This window comes from Burkholderia sp. CCA53 (assembly GCF_001685525.1).
GTDB classification, from domain to species: Bacteria; Pseudomonadota; Gammaproteobacteria; order Burkholderiales; family Burkholderiaceae; genus Burkholderia; species Burkholderia multivorans.
In genome coordinates this window covers 1485891-1510689 of the sequence record NZ_BDDJ01000002.1, presented here as the reverse complement: position 1 = coordinate 1510689, position 24799 = coordinate 1485891, and the positions used below count along the sequence as shown (strand labels likewise).

At 67.4% G+C, this 24799-nt stretch carries 23 protein-coding genes and 1 pseudogene; 17 read left to right on the top strand and 7 right to left on the bottom strand.

From position 1 onward, the window contains the following. Positions 1 to 123 precede the first annotated feature (123 nt). From BCR55_RS23000 to denD, 8 genes are all read left to right on the top strand, one after another. A complete protein-coding gene (locus tag BCR55_RS23000; RefSeq protein WP_053298230.1) occupies positions 124 to 1191 on the top strand; it encodes a GlxA family transcriptional regulator in 1068 nt (355 codons plus the stop codon). A gap of 348 nt (positions 1192 to 1539) precedes the next feature. Then, positions 1540 to 2244, top strand: coding sequence for a FadR/GntR family transcriptional regulator (locus BCR55_RS22995; protein ID WP_006396307.1), 705 nt, complete (start codon positions 1540 to 1542; stop codon positions 2242 to 2244). A gap of 47 nt (positions 2245 to 2291) precedes the next feature. Further along, positions 2292 to 3182 (top strand): L-threonate dehydrogenase, encoded by an 891-nt coding sequence (gene ltnD, locus BCR55_RS22990; RefSeq protein ID WP_053298229.1) that lies wholly within the window; start codon positions 2292 to 2294, stop codon positions 3180 to 3182. A gap of 18 nt (positions 3183 to 3200) precedes the next feature. Further along, complete coding sequence (gene otnK / locus BCR55_RS22985) at positions 3201 to 4487, top strand: 3-oxo-tetronate kinase (protein ID WP_006405979.1); 1287 nt, start codon at positions 3201 to 3203, stop codon at positions 4485 to 4487. Next, positions 4484 to 5125, top strand: a complete 642-nt coding sequence (locus BCR55_RS22980) for an aldolase (protein ID WP_006405978.1) — start codon at positions 4484 to 4486, stop codon at positions 5123 to 5125. The genes otnK and BCR55_RS22980 overlap by 4 nt, the downstream gene beginning before the upstream one ends. A gap of 103 nt (positions 5126 to 5228) precedes the next feature. Next, positions 5229 to 6554, top strand: a complete 1326-nt coding sequence (locus BCR55_RS22975; RefSeq protein ID WP_065496735.1) for an MFS transporter — start codon at positions 5229 to 5231, stop codon at positions 6552 to 6554. 61 nt (positions 6555 to 6615) lie between these two features. Then, positions 6616 to 7392, top strand: a complete 777-nt coding sequence (gene otnI / locus BCR55_RS22970; protein WP_006396302.1) for a 2-oxo-tetronate isomerase — start codon at positions 6616 to 6618, stop codon at positions 7390 to 7392. A gap of 37 nt (positions 7393 to 7429) precedes the next feature. Continuing rightward, positions 7430 to 8401 (top strand): D-erythronate dehydrogenase, encoded by a 972-nt coding sequence (gene denD, locus BCR55_RS22965; RefSeq protein ID WP_006409739.1) that lies wholly within the window; start codon positions 7430 to 7432, stop codon positions 8399 to 8401. Between the two features lie 120 nt (positions 8402 to 8521). Here the strand turns inward: denD and BCR55_RS22960 are convergent, their stop codons facing one another. Continuing rightward, complete coding sequence (locus tag BCR55_RS22960; protein WP_065496053.1) at positions 8522 to 8809, bottom strand: DUF4148 domain-containing protein; 288 nt, start codon at positions 8807 to 8809, stop codon at positions 8522 to 8524. A gap of 71 nt (positions 8810 to 8880) precedes the next feature. Beyond that, positions 8881 to 9180, bottom strand: a complete 300-nt coding sequence (locus BCR55_RS22955; RefSeq protein WP_006405974.1) for a hypothetical protein — start codon at positions 9178 to 9180, stop codon at positions 8881 to 8883. A 230-nt stretch (positions 9181 to 9410) separates the two neighbouring features. Between BCR55_RS22955 and BCR55_RS22950 the strand changes: the two genes are divergently transcribed. From BCR55_RS22950 to BCR55_RS32715, 4 genes are all read left to right on the top strand, one after another. After that, complete coding sequence (locus BCR55_RS22950; protein WP_065496051.1) at positions 9411 to 10100, top strand: aspartyl/asparaginyl beta-hydroxylase domain-containing protein; 690 nt, start codon at positions 9411 to 9413, stop codon at positions 10098 to 10100. 144 nt (positions 10101 to 10244) lie between these two features. After that, positions 10245 to 10499 carry a type II toxin-antitoxin system HicA family toxin gene (locus BCR55_RS22945; RefSeq protein ID WP_035946484.1) on the top strand — a complete coding sequence of 85 codons (255 nt, stop codon included), beginning with the start codon at positions 10245 to 10247 and terminating at the stop codon, positions 10497 to 10499. Further along, on the top strand, positions 10496 to 10855 hold the full coding sequence (locus tag BCR55_RS22940) for a type II toxin-antitoxin system HicB family antitoxin (RefSeq protein WP_006409751.1): 360 nt from the start codon (positions 10496 to 10498) through the stop codon (positions 10853 to 10855). The genes BCR55_RS22945 and BCR55_RS22940 overlap by 4 nt, the downstream gene beginning before the upstream one ends. A 37-nt stretch (positions 10856 to 10892) precedes the next feature. Then, on the top strand, positions 10893 to 11741 hold the full coding sequence (locus BCR55_RS32715) for a hypothetical protein (RefSeq protein WP_139094078.1): 849 nt from the start codon (positions 10893 to 10895) through the stop codon (positions 11739 to 11741). A gap of 91 nt (positions 11742 to 11832) precedes the next feature. Here the strand turns inward: BCR55_RS32715 and BCR55_RS22930 are convergent, their stop codons facing one another. Then, a complete protein-coding gene (locus BCR55_RS22930; RefSeq protein WP_065496046.1) occupies positions 11833 to 13092 on the bottom strand; it encodes an IS256 family transposase in 1260 nt (419 codons plus the stop codon). Between the two features lie 230 nt (positions 13093 to 13322). On the opposite strand from BCR55_RS22930, the gene BCR55_RS22925 reads away from it, so the two are divergent. The 3 genes from BCR55_RS22925 to BCR55_RS22915 all read left to right on the top strand — a co-directional run bounded on the left by BCR55_RS22925 (position 13323) and on the right by BCR55_RS22915 (position 15374). Beyond that, positions 13323 to 13721, top strand: a complete 399-nt coding sequence (locus BCR55_RS22925; RefSeq protein ID WP_065496043.1) for a nuclear transport factor 2 family protein — start codon at positions 13323 to 13325, stop codon at positions 13719 to 13721. Between the two features lie 146 nt (positions 13722 to 13867). Then, positions 13868 to 14137: a MoaD/ThiS family protein gene (locus BCR55_RS22920; protein ID WP_006396295.1), complete on the top strand. Its 270-nt coding sequence runs from the start codon at positions 13868 to 13870 to the stop codon at positions 14135 to 14137. A 79-nt stretch (positions 14138 to 14216) separates the two neighbouring features. Further along, the gene (locus BCR55_RS22915) at positions 14217 to 15374 is read left to right on the top strand and encodes a sialidase (protein WP_065496041.1); all 1158 of its coding nucleotides are present in this window, start codon (positions 14217 to 14219) and stop codon (positions 15372 to 15374) included. 133 nt (positions 15375 to 15507) lie between these two features. Here BCR55_RS22915 and BCR55_RS22910 read toward each other — a convergent pair whose 3' ends face one another. The 4 genes and pseudogenes from BCR55_RS22910 to BCR55_RS22895 form a co-directional block, all read right to left on the bottom strand. Next, positions 15508 to 16458 carry a choline ABC transporter substrate-binding protein gene (locus BCR55_RS22910; protein ID WP_006409742.1) on the bottom strand — a complete coding sequence of 317 codons (951 nt, stop codon included), beginning with the start codon at positions 16456 to 16458 and terminating at the stop codon, positions 15508 to 15510. A gap of 99 nt (positions 16459 to 16557) precedes the next feature. Further along, positions 16558 to 17556: a GlxA family transcriptional regulator gene (locus BCR55_RS22905; protein ID WP_006396291.1), complete on the bottom strand. Its 999-nt coding sequence runs from the start codon at positions 17554 to 17556 to the stop codon at positions 16558 to 16560. Between the two features lie 109 nt (positions 17557 to 17665). Beyond that, on the bottom strand, positions 17666 to 18562 hold the full coding sequence (gene choW, locus BCR55_RS22900) for a choline ABC transporter permease subunit (protein WP_006405970.1): 897 nt from the start codon (positions 18560 to 18562) through the stop codon (positions 17666 to 17668). Then, positions 18555 to 19840 (bottom strand): annotated as a pseudogene (locus BCR55_RS22895) (glycine betaine/L-proline ABC transporter ATP-binding protein); the annotation flags it as partial. The pseudogene BCR55_RS22895 and the gene choW, both read right to left, overlap by 8 nt. A gap of 447 nt (positions 19841 to 20287) precedes the next feature. On the opposite strand from BCR55_RS22895, the gene BCR55_RS22890 reads away from it, so the two are divergent. Together BCR55_RS22890 and BCR55_RS22885 are read left to right on the top strand one after the other, a co-directional pair. Then, positions 20288 to 23248: a DUF2339 domain-containing protein gene (locus tag BCR55_RS22890; protein WP_065496039.1), complete on the top strand. Its 2961-nt coding sequence runs from the start codon at positions 20288 to 20290 to the stop codon at positions 23246 to 23248. Beyond that, positions 23245 to 24639 carry a DUF3999 domain-containing protein gene (locus tag BCR55_RS22885; RefSeq protein ID WP_006405967.1) on the top strand — a complete coding sequence of 465 codons (1395 nt, stop codon included), beginning with the start codon at positions 23245 to 23247 and terminating at the stop codon, positions 24637 to 24639. Before BCR55_RS22890 ends, BCR55_RS22885 begins: the two co-directional genes overlap by 4 nt. Positions 24640 to 24799: the final 160 nt, after the last annotated feature.

Genomic DNA, 24799 nt, shown 5'->3' with positions numbered 1-24799 from the left:
TTTGGCGATGGTTCGCGACGAAAAACCACAAGTCCGGCCGCGTCCGCTTCGCGCGGCCGCGCGCCGGTTGCCGTATCCTGAACAGCGTGAGACCGCCCGCCCGGCGTAACGAGATTTGCCGCAATGACACCCGACGTACCCGCTTCCCCTCTCGCCGAACCGGCGCCGCAGCGCATCCGCTTCGGCATCGTGCTGCTGCCGAACTTCACGCTCACCGCGTTCTCCGGGTTCGTCGACATGCTGCGGCTGTCCGCCGACGACGGCGACTACAGCAAGCCCGTGCGCTGCGCGTGGAGCGTGATCGGCGACACGCTCGCGCCGGTGCGCGCGAGCTGCGGGATCCAGATCACGCCGTGGGAAATGTTCGATGCGGCCGAGCCGTTCGATTACGTGGTCGTCGTCGGCGGGCTGCTGCACTCGGGACCGCAAGCCGGCCCCGAAACGCTCGAGTTCATCCGTCGCGCGGCCGCGCGGGGCGCCACGATCGTCGGGATCTGCACGGGCGTGTTTACGCTGATGCGCGCCGGCGTCCTCGACGGCTACCGCACCTGCGTGAGCTGGTTCCATTACTGGGATTTCATCGAGCGCTTTCCGAACGCCGATCCCGATCTGCTGATCGCCGACCGGCTGTTCGTGATCGACCGGCGGCGCATCACCTGCTCGGGCGGGCGCGCATCGATCGACGTTGCCGCCGCGATTCTGCTGCGCCACTTCGAGCACGCGACCGTGCAGAAGGCGCTGCGCATCCTGCTCGTCGGCGAGATGCAGAAGGGCAATGCGCCGCAGCCGCATCCGCCGGGCCTCGAGCCCGCAACGCATCCGAAGGTCAAGCGCGCGATTCTTCTGATGGAACAGCATGTCGGGCGCGCGCTGCCGCTCGAGGAACTCGCATGCAAGCTCGATCTGTCGACGCGGCAGCTCGAGCGGCTGTTCAAGGCCGAAACCGGCAAGAGCCCGCAGGCGTTCGCGAAGCAGGTGCGGCTGCGCACGGCCGCCTGGCTGCTGACCAGTTCGGACCGCACCGTCGCCGACATCGCGTCGAGCTGCGGATTCGCCGACGCGTCGCACCTCGGGCGCGAGTTCCGCAAGCAGTTCGGCGTGCCGCCGGCCGCGTATCGCGAGCGCGGCGGCGACGAAGCGGCAGCCGCCGCGAGCGTGACGGACGACGCGCTTCACGACGAAGTCGAGTGAGCGGGCAGTCCGTCGGCGCGTGACGATCGGCCTGCGCCAGCGCGAAAACCAGACGTTCATGCCGCGCGTGTGCCGGCGCCCCCGCTCGAGCGCCAGCAGAGTGGCTACGGACTGACCGAGCGCGGCCCTTCTCCCGGTTCTCCCTGCTCCAGTCGAGCCGCGCAGTTCCCTGCCGTTCGGCTCCGACGGCGCGGCCGCGCAATCACATTGCGCGCCGTTCGCGTCGAAATGGAACCGGTTCCAGTCAATTTCGCCGATGTTCGTGCATTTTGACCCGAGGGTATTCCCGGATGCCTCACCGCGATCAAATTTATATGATGACCACATCACCTTACAAACTATCGCGTCATGTTCGAGAAAATCCCTGCCCGTGCGATGAGCGACCACGTCGCGCAGCAGCTGCTGAAGCAGATCGAAGCCGGCAGCTTCGTGGCGACCGGCAAGCTGCCGACCGAAGCGGTGCTCGCGCAGGAATTCGGCGTGAGCCGCACCGTCATTCGTGAAGCGATCTCGCGGCTGAAGAACGAAGGCGTCGTCGAGCCGCGTCAGGGCAGCGGCGTGTACGTGAACCAGCACGGCGCGATCCGGCCGCTGCGCATCGACTATGCGGAAGCGGTCGAGGCGAGCTCGCTGCCGCATCTGCTCGCGGTGCGTCGCGCGATCGAAGCCGAAGTCGCGGCCGAAGCCGCGCTGCGTCACAGCGACGAAGACATGGCCGACATCGACGACGCGCTGCGCAAGATCGACGAAGCGGTCGCCGAGGGGCGCGACGGCGTCGCCGAGGACGTCGCGTTCCACCGCACGATCGCGGCCGTCACGGGCAACCCGTACTTCCTCAAGACGCTGCAGTTCCTGAACCAGTATCTCGAAGCGGGCGTGAAGGTCACGCGCCGCAACGAAGCCACGCGCGAGGACTTCTCGCGGCAGGTGCGCGAAGAACATGCGGCGATCGCCGACGCGATCCGCTCGCGCGATCCGATGGCCGCGCGCAACGCGGCGCGCACGCACATGTACAACGCTGCGCGCCGTCTCGCGGAAGCCGGCATCTGCTGACGCCGCGGCGCATTCCCGAATCTGTTCCGAATCGATCAAGGTTGACCATGTCACGAAATGTTGGAGTCATCGGCCTCGGCGCGATGGGCCTCGGCGTCGCGCGTTCGCTGCTGCGCGCGGGCTTTCGCGTGCACGCGTGCGACGTCCGTGAAGCCGTGCTGCACGCGTTCGCGGCCGAAGGCGGCATCGCCTGCGCGACGCCGGCCGAACTCGGCGCGCAGTGCGACGTCGTCGTTACGCTCGTCGTCAATGCCGCGCAGACGGAAACGGTGCTGTTCGGCGAACACGGCGCGGTCGCGTCGATGAAGCCGGGCGGCGTCGTGATCGCGAGCGCGACCGTCGCACCCGAATTCGCGGTCGCGCTCGGCGCGCGCATCGAGGCCGCCGGCCTGCAGATGCTCGACGCACCGGTGTCGGGCGGCGCCGCGCGCGCGGCGTCCGGCGAGATGACGATGATGACGTCCGGCCCCGCGGCCGCATACGCCGCATGCGAAGACGTGCTCGCCGCGATGGCGGGCAAGGTCTACCGTCTCGGCGATACGCACGGTGTCGGCTCGAAGGTCAAGATCATCAACCAGCTGCTGGCCGGCGTGCATATCGCGGCGGCCGCCGAAGCGATGGCGCTCGGCCTGCGCGAAGGCGTCGATCCCGATGCGCTGTACGACGTGATCACGCACAGCGCCGGCAACTCGTGGATGTTCGAGAACCGCGTGCCGCACATCCTGAACGGCGACTACACGCCGCTATCGGCCGTCGACATCTTCGTAAAGGATCTCGGCCTCGTGCTCGACACCGCGCGCCGCAGCAAATTCCCGCTGCCGCTGTCGGCCACCGCGCACCAGATGTTCATGAGCGCATCGAGCGCCGGTCACGGCGGCGAGGACGATTCCGCCGTGATCAAGACTTTCCCCGGCATCACGCTGCCGCCCGCCCGCTGATTCGAACCACGCCTTGCCATGACCGCTTCCGCTTCCCGTCCCCTGCTCGGCTGCATCGCCGACGATTTCACCGGCGCGACCGATCTCGCGAACATGCTCGTCAAGAGCGGCATGCGCACCGTGCAGACGATCGGCGTGCCGGCCGAATCGGCATCGATCGACGCCGATGCGATCGTCGTCGCGCTGAAGTCGCGCACGATTCCGGCCGCCGACGCCGTCGCGCAGTCGCTCGCCGCCTACGAATGGTTGCGCGCGCAAGGGTGCCGGCAATTCTTCTTCAAATACTGCTCGACGTTCGACTCGACCGATGCCGGCAACATCGGCCCCGTCGCCGATGCGCTGCTCGACGCGGCCGGCGGCGGCTTCACGATCGCGTGCCCCGCGTTTCCGGAAAACGGCCGCACGATCTATCGCGGCCACCTGTTCGTCGGCGACGCGCTGCTCAACGAATCGGGCATGGAGAACCATCCGCTCACGCCGATGAAGGATGCGAATCTCGTGCGCGTGCTGCAGCGGCAAACGCCGTCGAAGGTCGGCCTGATCCGCTACGACACGATCGCGCGCGGCGCGGCCGACGTGCGCGCCTGCATCGCGCAGCTGCGCGCCGACGGCGTACGCATCGCGATCGCCGACGCGCTGTCGGACCGCGATCTGCACGTGCTCGGCGAAGCGTGCGCAGCGCTGCCGCTCGTCACCGGCGGCTCCGGCATCGCGCTCGGGCTGCCCGAGAACTTCCGTCGCGCTGCACAGCTCGCCGCGCGCGACAACGCGGCATCGCTGCCGCGCATCGACGGCACGTCGACGGTGCTCGCCGGCAGCGCGTCGAAGGCGACCAACGCGCAGGTCGCCGCATGGCGCGCCGCGCGACCGAGCTTCCGTATCGATCCGCTCGCGGCCGCGCGCGGCGAGCCGGTCGTCGAGCAGGCGCTCGCGTTCGCAAGTTCGCATCTGCCGGAACCGGTGCTGATCTACGCGACCGCGACGCCCGACGAAGTGAAGGCCGTGCAGCAGGCGCTCGGCGTCGAGGCGGCCGGCGAGCTCGTCGAGCGCACGCTCGCCGCGATCGCGCACGGCCTGCGCGCGCTCGGCGTGCGCAAGTTCGTCGTCGCAGGCGGCGAGACGTCCGGCGCAGTCGTGCAGGCGCTCGGCGTGAAGTCGCTGCAGATCGGCGCGCAGATCGATCCGGGCGTGCCGGCAACGGCGACCATCGACACCGAGCCGCTCGGTCTCGCGCTGAAGTCCGGCAATTTCGGCGCCGTGGACTTTTTCGACAAGGCGCTGCGCGCGCTCGACGGAGCCGCATGATGAGCATCGAAGCGAAGCTGCGCGAAGAAATCTGCGTGGTCGGAGCGAGCCTGTACGCGCGCGGTCATGCCGTCGGCAGTGCGGGCAACATCAGTGCGCGGCTGCCCGACGGCTGGCTCATCACGCCGACCGATGCGTGCCTCGGCCGGCTCGATCCGAACGACATCGCGAAGGTCGATGCGAACGGGCAGGCCGTGTCGGGCGGCAAGCCGTCGAAGACGCTGACGCTGCATCGCGGCATCTATGCGCGCAACGCCGAGGCGAACGGCATCGTCCACACGCATTCGACGCACCTCGTCGCGCTGACGCTCGCGGGCGTGTGGCGCGACACCGACGTGCTGCCGCCGATCACGCCGTACTACGTGATGAAGGTCGGCCACATTCCGCTGATCCGCTACCGCCGCCCCGGCGACCCCGACGTCGCGGCCGAAGTCGCGGCGCTCGCCGACCGCGTGCGCGGCGTCCTGCTCGATCGCCTCGGCCCGGTGATGTGGGGGCCCTCGGTGTCGCACGCGTCGTACGCGCTCGAAGAGCTCGAGGAAACCGCACGGCTGTGGCTCATGACGAACCCGAAGCCCGAGCCGCTGCCCGATGCGGCGCTCGACGAACTGCGCGCCGCGTTCGGCGCGCGCTGGTAGCACGCGAATCTCATGCCCGCCGTGTGCGCGGGCCCTTCCGTCAGCACACACCTACGACCGGCAGCGTGCGCGCCGCCGGCACTCGCCACCTTTGGAGACGACGATGACTGCACTCGACGCGGCTGCGGGCCGCTCGCCCGCCGCGGCCGCCAGCCCGGCCGAACTCGACCTGACCTACAAGAAAGTGTTCTGGCGCATCGTGCCGTTCCTGATGCTCTGCTACGTGGTCGCGTATCTCGATCGCGTGAACGTCGGCTTCGCGAAGCTGCAGATGTCGCAGGACCTCGCCTTCAGCGAGACGGTGTTCGGCCTCGGCGCCGGCATCTTCTTCCTCGGCTACTTCCTGTTCGAGCTGCCGAGCAACATGCTGATGCACCGGATCGGCGCGCGCATCTGGATCGCGCGGATCATGATCACGTGGGGGCTGCTGTCCGCCATGTTCGCGTTCGTGAAGACGCCGACGCAGTTCTACGTGCTGCGCTTCCTGCTCGGTCTCGCCGAAGCGGGCTTCTATCCGGGCGTGATCCTCTATCTGACGTACTGGTTCCCGTCGCACCGGCGCGCGAAGATCATTGCGGTGTTCATGTCGGCGATTCCGGTGTCGGGCATCTTCGGCAACCCGCTGTCGGGCTGGATCATGGAAGCATTCCACGGCGGCTCGGGCTTCCACGGCTGGCAGTGGATGTTCATGATCGAAGCCGTGCCGGCCGTGCTGGTCGGCATCGCGACGATCCTCTATCTCGACAACAACATTCGGAGCGCGAAGTGGCTGAACGAGCGCGAAAAGCAGCTCCTCGAAGACGAGATCGCCGCGCAGCCGCAGGAACAGCAGAAGCACGGCCATTCGCTGAAGGCCGTGTTCGCCGACCCGCGCATGTGGTGGATGTCGCTGATCTACTTCGCGTTCGTCACCGGCCAGTACGGGCTCACGTTCTGGATGCCGACGCTCGTCAAGTCCACCGGCATCACCGACACGCTGCAGGTCGGCCTGCTGTCCGCGATTCCGTTCGTCGTCGCGATCGTCGTGATGAACCTGTTCGGCCACAGCGCGGACAAGCGCCGCGAGCGTCGCTGGCACCTGATCGTGCCGGCGCTGATGGGCGCTGCCGGCTTTGCGGTCGCCGCGTCGTACTCGCACAATACGGCGGTGTCGATCGTGTTCCTGTCGATCGCGGCGGGCGGCGTGCTGACCTGCGCACCGCTGTTCTGGTCGCTGCCCACCGCGTTCCTCGCGGGCAGCGCGGCCGCCGCCGGCATCGCGATCATCAACTCGGTCGGCAACCTCGCCGGCTTCGCGAGCCCGTACGTGATCGGCTATCTGAAGGACCTCACGCACAGCACGTCGTCGGGCATGTACGTGCTCGCCGCGATGCTCGTGATCGGCGCGTTCGCCGTGTGGCTCACGCCCGCGAAACTCGTGAACCGCTGATCGGCCACCGTTCGATGCGGGGCATCTCGCCCCGCCCCATTCATTCACAGGATCCGCTGCCATGCCACGCTTCGCCGCCAATCTCTCGATGATGTACAACGAGCACGCGTTCCTCGAACGCTTCGCCGCCGCCGCGTACGACGGCTTCAAGGCCGTCGAGTACCTGTTCCCGTACGACTTCGCGGCCGAGGACATCCGCGCGCGCCTCGACGCGCACGGCCTCGAGCAGGCGCTGTTCAACGCGCCGCCCGGCGACTGGGCGGCCGGCGAGCGCGGCATCGCATCGCTGCCGGGCCGCGAAGACGAGTTCCGGCGCGGGATCGACCGTGCGCTCGACTACGCGCGCGTGCTCGGCAACAAGAAGCTGCACGTGATGGCCGGCCTCGTCGCGCCCGGCGCCGATCGGGCGCGCCATCGCGACACCTACGTCGCCAATCTGCGTCACGCGGCGCAGGCGGCGGCCGCGCACGGCATCACGGTGCTGATCGAGCCGATCAACCAGCGCGACATGCCCGGCTATTTCCTGAGCCGCCAGGATGACGCGCATGCGATCCGCGCGGAAGTCGGCGCGCCGAACCTGAAGGTGCAGTTCGACTGCTACCACTGCCAGATCGTCGAAGGCGATCTCGCGATGAAGCTCAAGCGCGACTTCGCGGGCATCGGCCACATCCAGATCGCGGGCGTGCCGGAGCGGCACGAACCCGATCTCGGCGAACTGAACTATCCGTATCTGTTCGAGCTGATCGACGCGCTCGGCTACGACGGCTGGATCGGCTGCGAATATCGGCCGAAGGCCGGCACGTCGGCCGGCCTCGGCTGGCTCAAACCGTACCTGTAATTCGCGTAACTCAAGGATTCCTGCGAGGGCAACCAACATGAAAGTACTGATCACCGGCGGCGCCGGCTTTCTCGGCCAGCGGCTCGCGCGCAAGCTGCTCGAGCGCGGCGAACTGACCGGCCCCGACGGCCGGCCGGAAAAGCTCGACGAGCTGGTGCTGCTCGACGTCGTCGCCGGCAGCGACTTCGGCGACGCGCGCGTGACGTCGATCGTCGGCGACATCGCCGATCGCGCCGTGCTCGAGCGCGCGATCGACGCGCAAACGGGCGCGATCTTCCATCTCGCGGCGATCGTCAGCGGGCAAGCCGAAGCCGACTTCGATCTCGGCATGCGCATCAACCTCGATGCGTCGCGCACGTTGCTCGAAGTGTGCCGCGCGCGCGGGCATCGGCCGCGTGTCGTGTTCACGAGCTCGGTCGCGGTGTACGGCGGCACGCTGCCGGACGTCGTGCAGGACGATACCGCGCTGAATCCGCAATCGTCGTACGGCACGCAGAAGGCGATCGCCGAGCTGCTGCTGTGCGACTACGCGCGACGCGGGTTCGTCGACGGCCGCGTGCTGCGCCTGCCGACCATCAGCGTGCGGCCCGGCCGGCCGAACGCGGCGGCTTCGTCGTTCGCGAGCGGGATCATTCGCGAGCCGCTGAACGGCGAGGAAAGCGTCTGCCCGGTGCCGGGTTCGACGCGGCTGTGGCTGCTGTCGCCGCGCGCAGCGATCGACGCGCTCGTCGCCGGTTGCGAGCTCGATGCCGCGCAGCTCGGCAGCAAGCGCGTGATCAACCTGCCCGGCATTTCGGTGTCGGTCGACGAGATGATCGCGGCGCTGCGCGAAGTGGCCGGCGACGAAGTCGTGAAGCGGATCCGTCATGTGCCGGACGAGCGCGTCGAGAAGATCGTCGGCAGCTGGCCCGGCCGCTGGGACACGACGCGCGCGCATGCACTCGGTTTGAAAGGCGATGCATCGTTCGCGGACGTGATTCGCAGCTATATCGACGACGAACGGCGCTAAAGGCGGTGCGCTTCGGCGCCGCGGCACGCGGTGCGAGGCGCGACGCGCATGCGCGTCGCGCACATCGCGCGCGGCCGCGACATGCGGGCGGCCGATACGCAGCCCGCACGCACGAACGCGCTAGTTCGTCATCCGTGCGGGCGCGCCGACACCGTCGTCGGCCGACGCGGCGATCCGTCGTTGCGTCTCGGCATGGGCCTGCGCCTGAACCGCGAGCTTCGCCTCGGCCGCCTGAATATCGGCGGGATATGTGCCGTCGTCGCCTCTCGACGGATCGTAGCCGGCCGCTTCGAGGCGCATCAGTTCGTCGCGCACCTGGGCGCGCGTCAACGGCGCGGTCGGCTGCGCGAAGGCGGACTGAACGACGACGGCAGCCGTCGTCGTCAAAAGGGCAATCAAGGTTTTCATCGTGAACTCCTCAGGTTTTGCGCGACGCGCATCCGCTCGGGAATGCGCGCCTCATGCGCGCACGCGCGGCATCAACTGCCGAAGTAAAGCGTGCAGAAACTTTCGGGACCGACACACGCCGCCGGCCGCTTGCCCGACGGCAGCGCAGAAGGCCCGCCCGCTTCCGACGCCGCAGCCGCATCAGCGCCGATTGCCGTATCGCCGTTCGCTTCCGGCATTGGTGCGATCGGCGCCATCGATTGCACGCCACCCGCGTCGCGCACGAGCTGCGCGACCTGCATACGCATCGGCGACTGCGCGCGCGCCGGCATCGCCCCACTCGCGATCGCGCTGGCCGCGACGAGCGCGACGATCCATCCATCCGTGTTCATGTTCCACTCCTTCAGAAGTCGACGAGACGACGTGCTGCACCCGTACGACGACGGAGCGTGGCCGTTTATTCCCGCGCCGCACGATCGGCGCGCACGATGCGGTGCCACCCTGTTTTTTCGCTGCGGCGCGCGGTCGCTGTCATTCATTCGTCAGCCGGCGTAACCTGACGTAACCGTCCCCTTGCGCGTCTGGGGCAGACTGACGGCACTTCGTGGAGCGCCGCTCGAACATGTCCGTTGCCTACGACTACGCCGCCGGCCTGCTGCGCCGGCTATACGACCGCCACATCGACGGCGGCGCGGTGCTCGACACGTCCGCCTTCCCCGACGCCGACCGTTTCGTGCACGCGTGGCGCGCGATTCGCGCGGAAGCGCTCGCGGTCGCGCGCGACCTGCCGCGCATTCCGCGCTTCCACGAGATCATGCGAGAGCAGCACGACATCTCGGCCAACGATGCGCGCGACTGGCGGATGTTCATCATGCAGGCGTACGGGCAGCCGTTTCCGCGCAACCTGTCGCGCTGCCCGACCGTCGCGTCGATCGTCGCGACGTCGCCGGACGTGCTGTCCGCGTCGCTGTCGTTCCTCGCGCCGGGCAAGCACATTCCGCCGCATCGCGGGCCGTTTCGCGGGATCCTGCGCGGCTATCTGGTGCTGTCGATGCCCCGTCGCGCGGACGGCACGCCGGCCGCCGTGCTGAAGGTCGACGGCCGCGAATACCGGCTCGACGAAGGCCGCTTCCTGCTGTGGGACGACACGTTCGAGCACGAGGTATGGAACGACAGCGACGACGTGCGGATCGTGCTGCTGCTCGACATCCGCCGGCGCGACATGCCGCGCATGCTGAGGTGGTTGTCGAATGCGGTGATCGGTATCGTGCGGCTCGGGATACGGCTGCGTGGCGGGTCGATTCCGGTGTAGCGTGTTGTGGCGGCGCGCGAGTGGCAGCGGCCGGCGGACTCGGTCTAGACAGCGGCGGAGCCGGCCGTCCTGTCCCATTGTCCAAAGCTCCGACGATATCATTTTCTGATATCATTTGATATCAGAATCTGCTATCATTTGGGCATGAAAACCAAGCACGCCCGCACGCTCACCGCGATCTACACGAAGCCGACTTTGGGTGGCATCGTGTTCGCGGATATCGAAACTTTGATTGTCGCGCTGGGCGGCAGCATTCACGAAGGCGCCGGGTCGCGCATCGCCTTCGAGCTGAACGGGACGCGCCGATACCTGCATCGCCCGCATCCTGGCAAAGAGGCGAAGCGCTATCAGGTCGAAGATGTGCGCGACTGGTTCAACGAATTGGGGATAAAGCCATGACCAACGCAATGACGTACAAGGGCTATTACGCCCGCGTCGACTTCGACGGCCGCGACAATATTTTTGTCGGGCACGTGCTCGGCATCGCCGACAAGATCAGCTTTCACGGTGAGACGGTGGCCGAGTTGACGCAAGATTTTCATGCGGCCGTCGATCACTATCTCGAAGAATGCGCCCGCATGGGTCGGGCGCCGCAAAAGCCTGCGTCTGGAAAACTGATGCTACGCCTCAACCCCGAAACGCATGCGGCCGTCGGTGTGGCCGCCGCCGTTGCAGGTGCCAGCGTGAATCAATGGTCGGAAGAGGTATTGGGACGTGCGGCTCGCGAAGTACTTGAGCGTGCCGCGCACGCCTGAGCCTGCCCATTGAAGACTTCCGCATCGGATTGCCACGGTGGCGACATTGAATAGCGTCGCGACTACCCCCGACCGCTACACGAAGTTGTTGGGGGAATACGATGCGATGCTCGACTATGCGTGCGCTATGTCTGATCGCTTGGCGGACCACCGCGTAGGCGCCAGGCATCTAGCGTATGCCGAGACCATTTTTACCAAACTCGTTTGTCATGGCGTAAGCCTGAAAAAGCTCTGTCCGACACTCTCGCCTTCGCATGAACTTTGGGACATTGGCGCAATTTGTGCCGTTGCGCGCACACTAATCGAGGCGTTCGACGCGCTGGCATATATCAGCCTACAGCCAGTACTTCCCGCGCAGCGAGAACTGCGGCTTCTGGCATGGGAGCTGCATAGTCATGAGCGGCGCTTGGTGATGTTGGATGGTATTGGGGCGAGTGGTCCGGAGGTAGAAGCGGTCCGAACGGCGGCAAATAGCCTACGCGAAGCAGTTATGGCTCATGCGCTATATACCGAACTGCCCAGCGGTGCAAAGAAACGTATCGAGTCACGTGATGCACCCGACATGCTTCTTAGCCAAAGGGAATTGAACTCCTCGTGCGGCGTCTGTCATGATTTTTATGCGGTCGTGACCAGATTTCTCTCACAGTACGTGCATACGCACCCATTGGCGCTGAATCAACTGGCGTTGACCCACGCCGGGGATCCGGGGGCGTTGCACCTGATCGCACTGGCTGTGCAATACGCGACGGCTTTCCTCGCAAAAGCCATAGAAGGGATGGGCTCGCTCTGGCCGGACATACGCGTCGACATGTCGGAAGATTTAGAGCGCGCCTACGTTGTATGGTTGAGACTTGTGCAAAAAGGCGTGAAAGGAATCACGCTGTGACCGGCAACACCGTTGCGAACTATTGAAATTCCTTGGATACCGGAACTTCTGAGGAGGTATCCGGAATTCCGTGTGTGAGGCGGGTTGAGATTCAGATTCCAATGTTGAATCGTTCCGGGTAAAGCAGCGCGAACTGGGTCATCGCGCTCTTCCAATCGTGCCGAGAGCCGGTCCACTTGGCCACGACGTTGCGCAGTGCCAGCCAGATCAGTTTGAGCGCGGCCTCGTCCGACGGGAAGTGACCGCGCGCCTTGATGATCTTTCGAAGCTGCATATGCAGCGACTCGATCGCGTTGGTCGTATATACAATTTTCCGGATGTCGGGCGCGAAGGCGTAGAACGGAATCACCTGATCCCAGGCCCGGCGCCAGAGCGCGGCAATCGGTGGGTATTTCGTACCCCACGGGCTCGTATCGAACGCGTCCAGCGCCACGGCGGCCGCTTCGGCCGACGGTGCCCGATAGACTTCCTTGAGCGCCGCCGCGACCGATTTCCGGTCCTTCCAACTGGCGAAGTCCAGCGAGTTCCGGATCAGATGCACGATGCAGGTCTGGACCGTCGTTTCCGGGAACACCGTGTTGATCGCTTCCGGGAAGCCCTTCAGGCCGTCGACCACGGCGATCAGAATGTCCTGCACGCCGCGCAGCTTCAGGTCGTTCACCACCCGCAGCCAGAACCTGGCGCCCTCGGTCTGCTCGATCCAAAGGCCCAGCACGTCGCGTGTGCCGTCGCGGCGCACGCCCAGCGCCAGGTAGATCGCCTTGTTGCGCACCACGCCTTCGTCGCGGATCTTGACTCGCAAGGCGTCGAAGAACACGACCGGGTACATCGGCTCGAGCGGTCGCTGCTGCCATTCGCGCACTTCGTCGATCACGGCATCAGTCACCGTGCTGATGAAGTCCGGCGACACCTCGATGCCATACATCTCCAGCAGGAAGCCCTGAATCTCCCGCACGCTCATGCCGCGGGCGTACATCGCAATGATCTTGTCGTCGAAGCCTGTGAAGCGTCGCTCGCCCTTGGCGATCAGTACCGGATCGAACGTGCCTTCGCGGTCGCGCGGAATCTCGACGTCGAGCAGGTCATTGTCGGTCGCGATGCGCTTGCAGCTGGTGCCGTTGCGATGGTTCGTGCGGCCCGCCGGCTTGGCTTCGCCCTTCTCGTAGCCCAGGTGGTGGGTCAGTTCACCGCCCAGTGCACGCTCGAATATCGCCTTCTTCAGGGCCGCGAATTGCTCGTTGATCGAAGCCCGATCCAGCGTTCCGGGCACCAGTTGCTTGATGAGTTCCGGGTCCAGGTTCAAGCCCTTGCCCGGTTCAATCGTCACTTCTTCCTTGCGTTTGCGTGGCATAACGTGGCTCCTTGGCCATCAGTTTATGCCTCACACACAAAAGTTCGGATAGGCTCACTTCTGACACGAGAATCGGCTGCATCCGGTCCCTTGTTCGCACCCGGTGAGTAGTAGAACAGTTCCGGAAATTGCCCCGCCACCTCGCACTCCTCAACGAAACCACTTGCAGCCTGCACGCCCGCTGCACTCCGAACGCAGCATTGCTCGTCGACACACAACGGAGAACACGAATGGCCCCGTCGCCCGATTCCACCTACGCGCGCCAGATCGGCACCTATCTGCAAGCGCTCGAACGCGGCGACGTCGCCGCAATCTGCGCGCTGTTCGCGCCAGATGCGCAGATTCATTCGCCGTTTCTCGGCTGGATGGCGCCCGCGCCGTTCTTCGAGAAGGTCGCGGCGGCGTCCGGGCAGAGCCGCATCACGCCGATCGACATCTGCGTAAGCACCACCGGCGCCCGTCGCGCGACCGGCTATTTCGTCTATGACTGGGGACTGAAGGACGGCTCGGTCGTCACGTTCGAATGCGTCGACGTGTTCGAATTCGACGAAGCGGGGCTGATCGAGCGGATGAAGATCGTCTACGACACGCATCCGGTGCGCGGCGCGGTCGGCGACAAGTACGCGTAAGCTGACTCGGCGACAAGTACGCGTAAGCTGACGCCCGCGGCCCGCATGCGATGCTGCATCGCAATGCGGTCGCGCCAAACCGATCGCCTACACTACAGAACCGGCGCAACCATCGCTCCGTCCGCCCCACTTTCCGGTGTCCCGCCATGGCGCATCTGTTTTTCGCCGCGTCGATCCAGCGGCATATCGAGACGCCCGAGCGCGACGTCGACGCGCATTCGCTCGGCGAAGCGCTCGACGCGGTATTCCGCGAGCAGCCGCGACTGCGCGGCTATATCGTCGACGATCAAGGCGCGCTGCGTAAGCATCTCGCCGTGTTCATCGACGGCCGGCCGATCCGCGACCGGCAGCGGCTGTCCGACGCGCTCGCCGCGGACAGCCGCGTGTACGTCGTGCAGGCGCTGTCGGGCGGCTGACGTCCGCCGCGCAGAACGAACGACGAAACGAACGACGCGGCGCCGCCATGCAGCGCGCGCCGGTGAACAGGAGACATCGATGAACGACCGTTTGCTTGTCGCGACCCGCAAGGGCCTGTTCGTGCTGCATGCGGACGGCAGCGGCCGCTGGACGCTCGGCGATCCGCACTTCGCCGGCGAACCGGTCGGCATGACGCTTGCCGATCCGCGCGACGGCACGCTCTATGCGGCACTCAATCTCGGTCACTTCGGCGTCAAGCTGCATCGTCGCCGTGCTGGTGCGGACGAGTGGGAAGAATGCGCGGTGCCCGTCTATCCGCCGCAGCCGGCCGACGCACCGCGCCCGAACGGCGATGCGCACGCGAGCGCCGCCGCCGATCCGGACGGCAACGCCGCATCGCCCGCGCCCCCGCAGCCGCCGTGGACGCTTCAGCAGATCTGGTCGCTCGAAGCGGGCGGCGCCGACGAACCGGGCGTGCTGTGGGCTGGCACGATTCCCGGCGGCCTGTTCCGCTCCGACAACGGCGGCGACTCATGGGTGCTGAACCGCGCGCTGTGGGACCGCCCCGAGCGCCCCGAATGGTTCGGCGGCGGCTACGACGCGCCGGGCATTCATTCGGTGATGGTCGACCCGCGCGACAGCCGCCACGTGACGGTCGGCATTTCGTGCGGCGGCGTCTGGCAGACCGACGATGGCGGCGCGAGCTGGCGCGTCACCGCGGACGGGATGGAAGCCGACTACATGCCGCCCGAACGGCGCGGTGAACCGAACGTGCAGGACCCGCACCGCGTCGTCCAGTGCGCGGCCGCGCCCGACGTGCTGTGGGCGCAGCATCACTGCGCGATCTTCCGCTCGACCGACGGCGGTGCGCGCTGGCAGCGCATCGAAGCGCAGCCGTCGAGCTTCGGCTTCGCCGTCGCCGTGCACCCGCGCGATCCGGACACGGCGTGGTTCGTGCCGGCCGTCAAGGATGCGTGCCGGATTCCGGTGAACGGCGAATTCGTCGTCACGCGCACGCGCGACGGCGGCCGCAGTTTCGAGCGGCGGTCGAACGGCCTGCCGCCCGCACCCGCGTACGATCTCGTGTACCGGCACGGACTCGCGGTCGACGATTCAGGCACACGGCTCGCGATGGCGTCGACCACCGGCGCGCTATGGACGTCCGACGACGGCGGCGATCGCTGGCAACTGGTGTCCGCGCATTTGCCGCCGGTCTATTGCGTGCGGTTCGCGTGACGGCGGCGACGCGGTAGCGCCGCACGCGATTGTTCCGACGAAAAAAAACCGCGCGCAGGCGGCGCCGGCCGCCATACTCGCGGGGGTATCGCGCGGCCGCTGCCCGGGATGCCCGAGCAGCAGCGCGCGCCGCTTACTGCACGCCGAGATAGGCCTTCACGGCCGGCAGGCCGGGCTTGCCGTCGATCGTCGTCACGCCGGCGAGCCACTTGTCGAGCGACTGCGGATTCGCCTTCAGCCATTCCTTCGCGGCCTTGTTCGGGTCTTCCTTGTTCATGATCGGCACCATCACGTGGTTCTCGATCGACGTCGTGAACTGCAGGTTCGACACGAACTTCGCGACGTTCGGGCAGCGCTGCGCATAGTCGGGCGGCGTGGCCGTCAGCACCTTCGCCTCGCCGTAGTTCGGGCCGAACACGTCGTCGCCGCCGGTCAGATAGTCGATCTTCATCTGCACGTTCATCGGGTGCGGCTCCCAGCCGAGGAACACGATCCACTGCTTGTCGCGGATCGCGCGATTCACCTCGACGAGCATCCCCGCCTCGCTCGACTCGACGAGCTTGAACTTGCCGAGGCCGAACTGGTTCGTGTCGATCATCTTCTTGATCAGCGCGTTGCCGTCGTTGCCGGGCTCGATGCCGTAGATCTTGCCGTTCAGCTTGTCCGCGTATTTCTGGATGTCCTGGAACGACTTCAGGCCGCCCTGATAGACGTAGTCGGGCACCGCGAGCGTGTATTTCGCGCCGGTCAGGTTCGGCGTCGCGAGCACCTTGATCGTGCCGGCCTTCGTGAACGGCTGGATGATCGGGTCCATCGTCGGCGACCAGTAGCCGAGGAACACGTCGATCTGTTTGCTCTTGATCCCCGCGAACGTGATCGGCACCGACGCGATCGTCTTCGTCGGGTTGTAGCCGAGACCTTGCAGCATCGTCGACGCGAGGCCCGTGGTCGCCGCAATGTCGGACCAGCCGACGTCCGCGAACCGGACGTTCTTGCACACCGGCGGATCGGCCGCGTAGACGGCCGATACCGGCGCGGCGGCGATCCCGACGCCACATGCCGCTGCGATCAATAGGCGCTTCATCTTCTTCTCCTCAAAGTGATGCTGTTTGCACGAGTGCGGGATCGTTGATGGACACCGCGCGCCGCGATCCCGGCGGCGTCGCGGATGGTGTTGAAGCCGTCAGCGGCCGGGCAGCCGGCGCTCGTAGCTCGGCGCGTGGCCGAACTGCGCGCGATAGGCCTTGCTGAAGTGACACGGCGAATGAAAGCCGCACACGGTCGTCACGCGCGCGATCGACGCGTCGGTCGTGCGCAGCAGATCGCGCGCGCGCTTCAATCGCAGCGTCAGGTAATAGTGCGTCGGCGACACGTTCAGATACACCTTGAACATGCGCTGCAGATGCCGCTGCGACAGCCGCACGAGCCGCGCGAGCTCCTCGAGCGACAGCGGTTCCTCGATGTTCGCCTCCATCAGCCGCACGACCTCGATCAACTCCGCGCGCGAAAAGCCGACGCGCGCATCGACCGGAATCGGCTGCGTATCGGTCGAGCTGCGGATGCGTTCGAGGATGAACTGCTCGGACACCTGCGCGGCGAGCTGCTGCCCGAAGCGCATGCCGACGAGGTTCAGCATCAGGTCGAGCGGCGCGGTGCCGCCGGTGCAGGTGAGCCGGTCGCGATCGACGACGAACAGCTCGTCCGCGAAGCCGACCTGCGGAAACTCGGTATGTAGCGCCGACAGGTTTTCCCAGTGCACGGTGCAGCGGTAGCCGTCGAGCAGCCCGCTCGACATCAGCGCATAGGCGCCGGTGCAGATGCCGCCGAGCGGCAGCCCGCGTTCGGCGAGCGCGGCGAGCGTGTCGCGCGCGACGTCGTCGACGACGTCGCGGATGCGAATGCCGCCGCACACGATCATCACGTCGGGCAGGCGCGTGTAGTCGAGCGCCTGCGTGGGCCGCACCGCGATGCCGTTGCTCGCGTGCACGGGCGCGCCGTCGAGCGAATAGATCGACCAGCGATAGTGGTCTTCGCGCGCGACGTAGTTCGCCATCCGCAGCACTTCGACCGCGCTCGAGAACGCGATCATCGAGAAGTTCGGCAGCGTCAGGAAACCGAAGTGTGCGAGGGACGAAACCGGTGAAACGCAGGCGGCGGGCGCGACAGCGGCGGCGGACGTCACATCGCTCTCCTATCGAGAGGTTGCACGAAACCTGCCCCGCGGCGCGAACCGCGGGAGCAGGAACTGGACGAGGGAGAGGCGGCGGGACGAGGCGCCCGCCGCCGGGCGATCAGGCCTGCGCGGGCGCGGCCTTCACGCGAAACAGCTGCTTGAGTCCGGCGAACAGCGGTGCCCGCGCGGCGCCCGGCGCACGGCCGAAGCTTTCGGTGATGCGGTCGAGAATGATCGCGAGCAGCACGACCGACAGACCGCTTTCGAAGCCGAGGCCGATATCCAGGCGCTGGATGCTCGCGAGCACGTCGTTGCCGAGGCCGCCCGCGCCGACCATCGACGCGATGATCACCATCGACAGCGCCATCATGATCGTCTGGTTCACGCCCTGCATGATCGACGGCAGCGCGTTCGGGAACTGCACCTTGTACAGCAGCTGCCACGGCGTGCAGCCGAATGCCTGGCCGGCTTCGACGATCTCGCGGTTCACGTGGCGGATGCCGAGGCTCGTCAGACGCACGGCCGGCGGCATCGCGAAGATCACCGTCGACAGGATCCCCGGCACGCGGCCGAGACCGAACAGCATCGCGGCCGGAATCAGATAGACGAAGGCAGGCATCGTCTGCATCAGGTCGAGGATCGGACGCACGATGGCGGCGACCCACTTGCTCTTCGCGGCCCAGATGCCGAGCGGAATGCCGAGCACGAGGCTGATGATCGTCGACGACAGCGTGAGGCCCAGCGTGATCACCGTCTGATCCCAGAAGCCGGTCGCAAAAATCAGCAGCAGCGACAAGGTGGTGAACAGCGCGAAGCGCCAGCCCACGCGCCACAGCCCGATGCCGATGAAGAACGCCATCATCAGCCACATCGGCACGGCCTGCAGGCCGTGCTCGATCAGTGCGGCCAGCCCTTCGATCGCGCGACCGATCGCATCGAACGTCGCGGCATCATGGTCGAGCAGGTAATGAACGGACTGGTCGACCCAACTACCGAGCGGAATCATTTCAGACATGGGAGCCTCGCGAACGCGTGATGGCCTTCAGGATGAGCGCGCGGTCGACCGAACCGCAGTAGCAGCCGTCGTCGTCGACGACGGGCAACGCGTTCGGGCTCGCGACCACGCGCGCGACGACGTGCTCGAGCGACGCGTCGCGGCGGATGCTTTCGATCGGACGCAGCGCCGGCGTCGTGCTGCCGATCGCGTCGCGCGTGACGAAGCCGCGGATCTTGCGTTCGGCGTCGAGCACGAATGCGTATTCGGCGCTGCCGTTCAGCGATGCGGCGACGTTGGCCGCGTCGAACTTCGACACGAGCGGCACCGCGCCCGTCTGCATCAGGTCGCCGGCCGTCAGGTAGCGGCTGGTGTCGATGCCGTCGAAGAACGCGCGTACGTAGTCGTCGGCCGGGTTCGCGATGATGTCCTGCGGCGTGCCGACCTGCACGAGCCGGCCGCCTTCCATGATCGCGATGCGGTTGCCGATGCGCAGCGCTTCCTCCAGATCGTGCGACACGAACATGATCGTGCGGCGCTGTTCCTTCTGCAGCTGAAGCAGCACGTCCTGCATTTCGCGGCGCTTGAGCGGATCGAGCGCGGAGAACGCCTCGTCCATGATCATCAGCGACGGGTTCACGGCCAGTGCGCGGGCGAGGCCCACGCGCTGCTGCATCCCGCCCGACAGCTCGGACGGCAGCTTGTGCGAGAACGGTGCGAGGCCGACCTGCTCGAGCACCTCCATCGCGCGCCGTTCGCGCTCCTTCTTCGCCATGCCGGCGACCTCGAGGCCGAACGCGGCGTTCGACAGCACGGTGCGGTGCGGCATCAGCGCGAACGACTGGAACACCATGCTCATGTCCTTGCGGCGCAGCGCGGTGAGCGCCGAGCGGCGCGCCGACGCGACGTCGAGCCCGTCGATGAGCACCTTGCCGGCGCTCGGATCGACCAGCCGGTTCACGAGGCGGATCAGCGTGGATTTGCCGGAGCCGGACAGGCCCATCAGCACGAAAATTTCGCCTTCCTGCACGTCGAACGATACGTTATGCACGCCGACAACCTGGCCCGTGCGCTTCAGTACCTCGTCCTTCGTCGCACCGGCAGCGAGCATGTCGAGCGCCTGCTGCGGGTTGCTTCCAAACACCTTGCACAGACCTTCGACTACGACCTTGGGGGCATCCATCGAAACCTTCTCCTCGTGTAGCGGGGACTCACGCGTGTCACAGCGTGCCTACATAGTTGCCAGAAAAAACCCGGGCCTGCCGACGAATTACGACAAACGCTTGCGCAAATACGACACGGCCCGCGGCCGCGCCGCGCCTCGCGCCACACGGCGCGGCATCCGATTGCGGCGATGCAAAACCCGCTGGGCCAGCAGCGACGGGCGATCGCGTACGCGCTTGTGCGCAGCAACGCACGATTCGTCTGACGACGTTTTGCGACAAGCGCGTTCGCCTGCGCGTCGCTTTACGACAATTTCACGTCCGATCGGCCGCATCCGCGGATAAAAGCATGACCGTGCAAAAAGGCCGCGCGCGCGTCGCGGCCAACGCGGCAATTGCGGGCGGCCGCTGTGATACATTCCGGGCAAACCCGCAGCCCGCCATGACGGCGCGATCGCCGCGACACAACGATCGCGCACACACGACACCGCATGCCGGTTCGCCTGCCGGCTGCAGCATACCGCCTCGATCCGCACGCGTAGCGATCGAAGGACGATAACGATATGAGAGAGGGAACTAGGCGATGAACTGGGCCTTTGCCGCAATCGGCTTCATCGTGGGCGGCATCGCCGCCCTGATCGAGAACGTGTCGCTCGAAACGGGCGCGCTGCTCGGCGCGGCCGCCGGCTTCTATCTGGGTCACCTGCTGAAACGACGCGGTCGCGACGATCGCGCCGCCGCTGCGCCGGAGCACTTCGGCGCGCACGACGCGCAACCGCCTGCCGCGACGCTCGCCGAGCGCGTCGCGCGCCTCGAAGCGACCGTCGATACGCTCACGCGGGAGCTCACGTCGTTGCGCGCGCAACTTGCCGGTGCGAAGACGGGCGCGCCATTGGAGAGCTACGAAGATGCGGCGCCGGCCGGGTCGTCCGCTGCATCGCCTTCCGAAGCGGACGACGTCGCACCGGTCTCGCCGTCGCCGGCCATCGCCGCGACGCCGGTCACCGCCGCCGTGCAAAGCACCCGCGCGCAAACCGTTGCGCACGCACCCGCTCCTGCCTCTGCCCCGGCTACCGGGAGTGCCGCAACGCCGCCCGATCGCACCGGCGCCACGCCGACGCCTCGCGAACCGGGCCTCGCCGCCCGCGCGCTCCGGGCCGCGCGCGAGTGGCTGTTCGGCGGCAATACGGTCGTGCGCGTCGGGATCGTCGTGCTGTTCTTCGGCGTCGCGTTCCTGCTGAAGTACGCGGCCGACAACGATCTGCTGCCGATCGAATTCCGCCTCGCCGGCACCGCGCTCGCCGCGACCGTGCTGCTCGCGCTCGGCTGGCGGCTGCGCGCACGTCGCGCCGCTTACGGGCTCGTGCTGCAGGGCGGCGGCGTCGGCCTGCTGTATCTCACCGTGTTCGCCGCGACGAAGCGCTACGAGCTGCTGCCCGTCGGCGCCGCCTTTGCGCTGATGGTCGCGATCTGCGCGCTGAGCGCGTTCCTCGCGATCCGGCAGAACGCCATGTCGCTCGCGACGATGGGCAGCGCGGGCGGCTTTCTCGCGCCCGTGCTGCTGTCGACCGGGCACGGCAACCATGTCGCGCTGTTCGGCTACTACGCGCTGCTGAATGCCGGCATCTTCGCGATCGCATGGTTCAAGGCGTGGCGTCCGCTGAACCTGCTCGGCTTCGTGTTCACGTTCACGATCGGCTCGCTATGGGGCGCGATGTCGTACCGCCCCGCGCTGTTCGCCAGCACCGAGCCGTTTCTCGTGCTGTTCTTCCTCATGTATGTCGGCATCGCGTTGCTGTATGCGGTGCGGCGCGAACTTGCGCTGCGGCACTACGTGGACGGCACGCTCGTGTTCGGCACACCGCTCGTCACGACCGCGCTGCAGGCGGCGCTCGTCGCGGACGTTCCGTTCGCGCTCGCGTGGAGCGCCGTCGCGTTGTCGGCGTTCTACGTCGCGGTTGCCGCATGGCTCGCGCCGCGGCGCGCACGGCTCGCGCTGCTGTTCGGATCGATGCTCGCGCTCGCCGTGATCTTCGCGACGCTCGCGGTGCCGCTCGCGTTCTCCGGCCCGACGACGAGTTCCGCCTGGGCGCTCGAAGGTGCGGCGCTCGTCTGGCTCGCGGTACGCGAGAAGCGCATCGTGCGGTTCGGCTTCGGCCTGCTGATGCAGCTCGCGGCAGCCGGCGCGCTGTTCGTGGGCCTGCTCGTCCGCGACGATGCCGCCGCGTTGCCCGTGCTGAACAGCGTGTATGTCGCCATGCTGCTGATCGCGCTCGCCGGCGTGTTCACCGGCTGGTGGCTGCACGGCCGCGACGATGCGCGTGCGTGGCACGCGTGGATGCCGGCGATCGGCATCGCGGCGGCCGCGTGGGGACTGCTGTGGTGGATCGGCGGCGGCGTGCATGAAATCCTCGCGTACGCCGCGCGCCGCATCGATCCGCATCGCGATCGCTTCGTCGTCGACGCGTTCGTGCTGTTCGCGGCCGGCACGGCATCGCTCGCGCATATTCTCCGCCGCCGGCTCGCATGGCCGATCGCCGAATGGCCCGCACTCGCGCTCGCGCCGGCCCTCGCGTTGCTCGCGGTGTACGCGTACGCACTGTATGAAGCGCCGCTGTCCGGGATCGGCGCACTCGCGTGGCCGATCGCCGCGATCGCATGCTACGTGCTGCTGTGGCGCCAGTCGCGCAGCACGGTGAACGGCGATCCGGCCACCGCCTCGGCGCCCGATCGCATCGTGCGCGCGCAGACGTTTGCGATCGCGCCGCTGCATACGCTGATGTTCTGGACGCTGTGCGGACTATGCGCGCTGGAAGGGTTCTGGCGCCTGCGCGCGTTCGTGCCCGAAGGCGCATGGAGCTGGAGCGCGTGGGCATACGGCTTCGGTGCGCTGCTGCTGCTCGTCGCCGGGCCCGGCGCGCGGCTGCGCTGGCCGGTTGCCGCTTTTGCGCACGCCTATCAGATCGGCGGCGCCGCGCCGCTCGCCGCGCTGCTGTGGCTCTGGAGCATCGCGAGCGTGACGAGCGACGGCGACGCCGCGCCGCTGTTCTGGCTGCCGCTGCTCAATCCGCTCGACGTCGCGCAAGGCGTCGCGTTTGCGGCGGTCGCCGTATGGCTGCGCCGGCTGACGGCGCTCGGCATCGCGTGGCGCTCACGCGCAGTCGACTATGCGATCGGGGCGACCGTATTCCTGTGGTTCAACGCGCTGCTGCTGCGCACGCTGCATCACTGGACCGGCGTGCGCTACGCGCCCGGCCCGATGGTCGAGTCGATGCGCGTGCAGGCCTCGGTCTCCGTGTACTGGACGCTCTGCGCGCTCGCGACGATGATCTGGGCGACGCGCCGCGGACGGCGCGCGCTCTGGTTCGTCGGCGCGGCGCTGCTCGCGCTGACGGTCGTCAAACTGTTCGTGTTCGATCTGTCGCACGTGACCGGCATCGAACGCATCGTGTCGTTCATCGGCATCGGCGTGCTGCTGCTGTTGATCGGCTATTTCTCGCCGCTGCCGCCGAAGGCCGCGGCCCATCGGGAAGACACGCGATGAAACCGTTCGCCGCCCTGCTTGCGCTGAGTCTGTCGACGTCGTTCGCGACGGCCGACGCCGCGACGCCCGCCGAACGCGTCGCACAACGGTTTGCGCTCGACCTCGACGGCAGCGCCGCGTACTACCAGCTCACCGTGCCGCAGGCCGTCTATGCGGCGAGCCGGCGTGACGATCTCGGCGACGTGCGCGTGTTCAACGGCGCGGACGAGCCCGTCCCGTACGCGCTCGACGCACGCGCGGCCGCGGCGCCGGCCGCGCCGCCGTCGCGGGCGCCGGTGCACTGGTTCGCGCTGCCGCCCTCGCGCACGGCGCGCGACAACGCGCCGCTCGGCGTGTCGGTCGGCCCCGACGGCGCGCTGCGCGCGGCCCTCGCGGCCCCGGCGCCCGCGAAGCGCGGGGGCGATCTGGTCGATCTGTCGCATGCGGACGGCGAGCCCGATGCGTTGCTCGTGCATCTGCGCGACGACAGCTATCAGGGGCGCGTCGCCGTCGATGCGAGCGACGATCTGCGCACATGGCGTCCGCTCGGCGAGACGCAACTGCTGAAGGTCGGCACTGGCGCGGATCTCCTCGTGCAGGAGCGCATCGCGCTCGACGGCGCGCGGCCGCGCTATCTGCGGCTCAACTGGCTCGACGGCGCGCCGGAGATCGCGTCGATCGACGTCGAAACGCGCCCGTCCGATCCGTCCGCGACGGATGCCGCGGCGGTGCCGCGCCAATGGCGCAACGCGGTGCGCGTGCAGGCCGACGACGTGCGCGGCGCGTACCGCTTCGATACCGACGGCGCGTATCCGATCGACCGCGTGCGCATCGATCTGCCGCAGCCGAACACCGTCGCGCGCGCCACGCTGCAAAGCCGCGCGACGCCGCAGGCACCCTGGCGCGACGTCGCGACTGCCGTGCTGTTCCGGCTGCAGCGCAACGGCGGCGAGCAGCGCAATCCGCCGCTGACGTTCGCCGCGAACACCGATCGCGCATGGCGGCTCGTCGTCGACATGCGCAACGGCGGGCTCGGCGGCGGGCAACCGACGATTGCGGTCGGCTGGCATCCTGCGGTACTGACGTTCGTCGCGCGCGGCGCGCCGCCGTTTACGCTCGGCGTCGGCAATGCGTCGCTCGCGTCGACCGCCGCGACGCGCGACGCGCTGCTGGTCGGGCTCGCACCGGAAGTCCGGCCCGCGCGCGTCGGCGCGGCGCTGCCGGTGGCCGAACCGCCGCCGGCACCGGTCGATATCGATACCGACGCGACACGCCGCTACGTGCTATGGGGTGCGCTGGCGGTCGCGGTTGCGATGCTCGGCGCGATCGCATGGCGTCTCGCGCGCGGCACCGGCACCGGCACCGGCGACGACAGCCGCGACAGCAGCGATATTCGCGACGGCGGCAACTAGCGCGACGGACGAAAAAAAGCCCCGCCTGCATCCGCGCGGCGGGGCCAACCCATGTCAGTCGAGACATCATGGAGGAGACGGTTTCATCATATCGACGGCGCCGCGCCGGCCCAACCAAGCATTTCTGCTATCGTTCTGCGCCGCACTGCACACGCCGCGT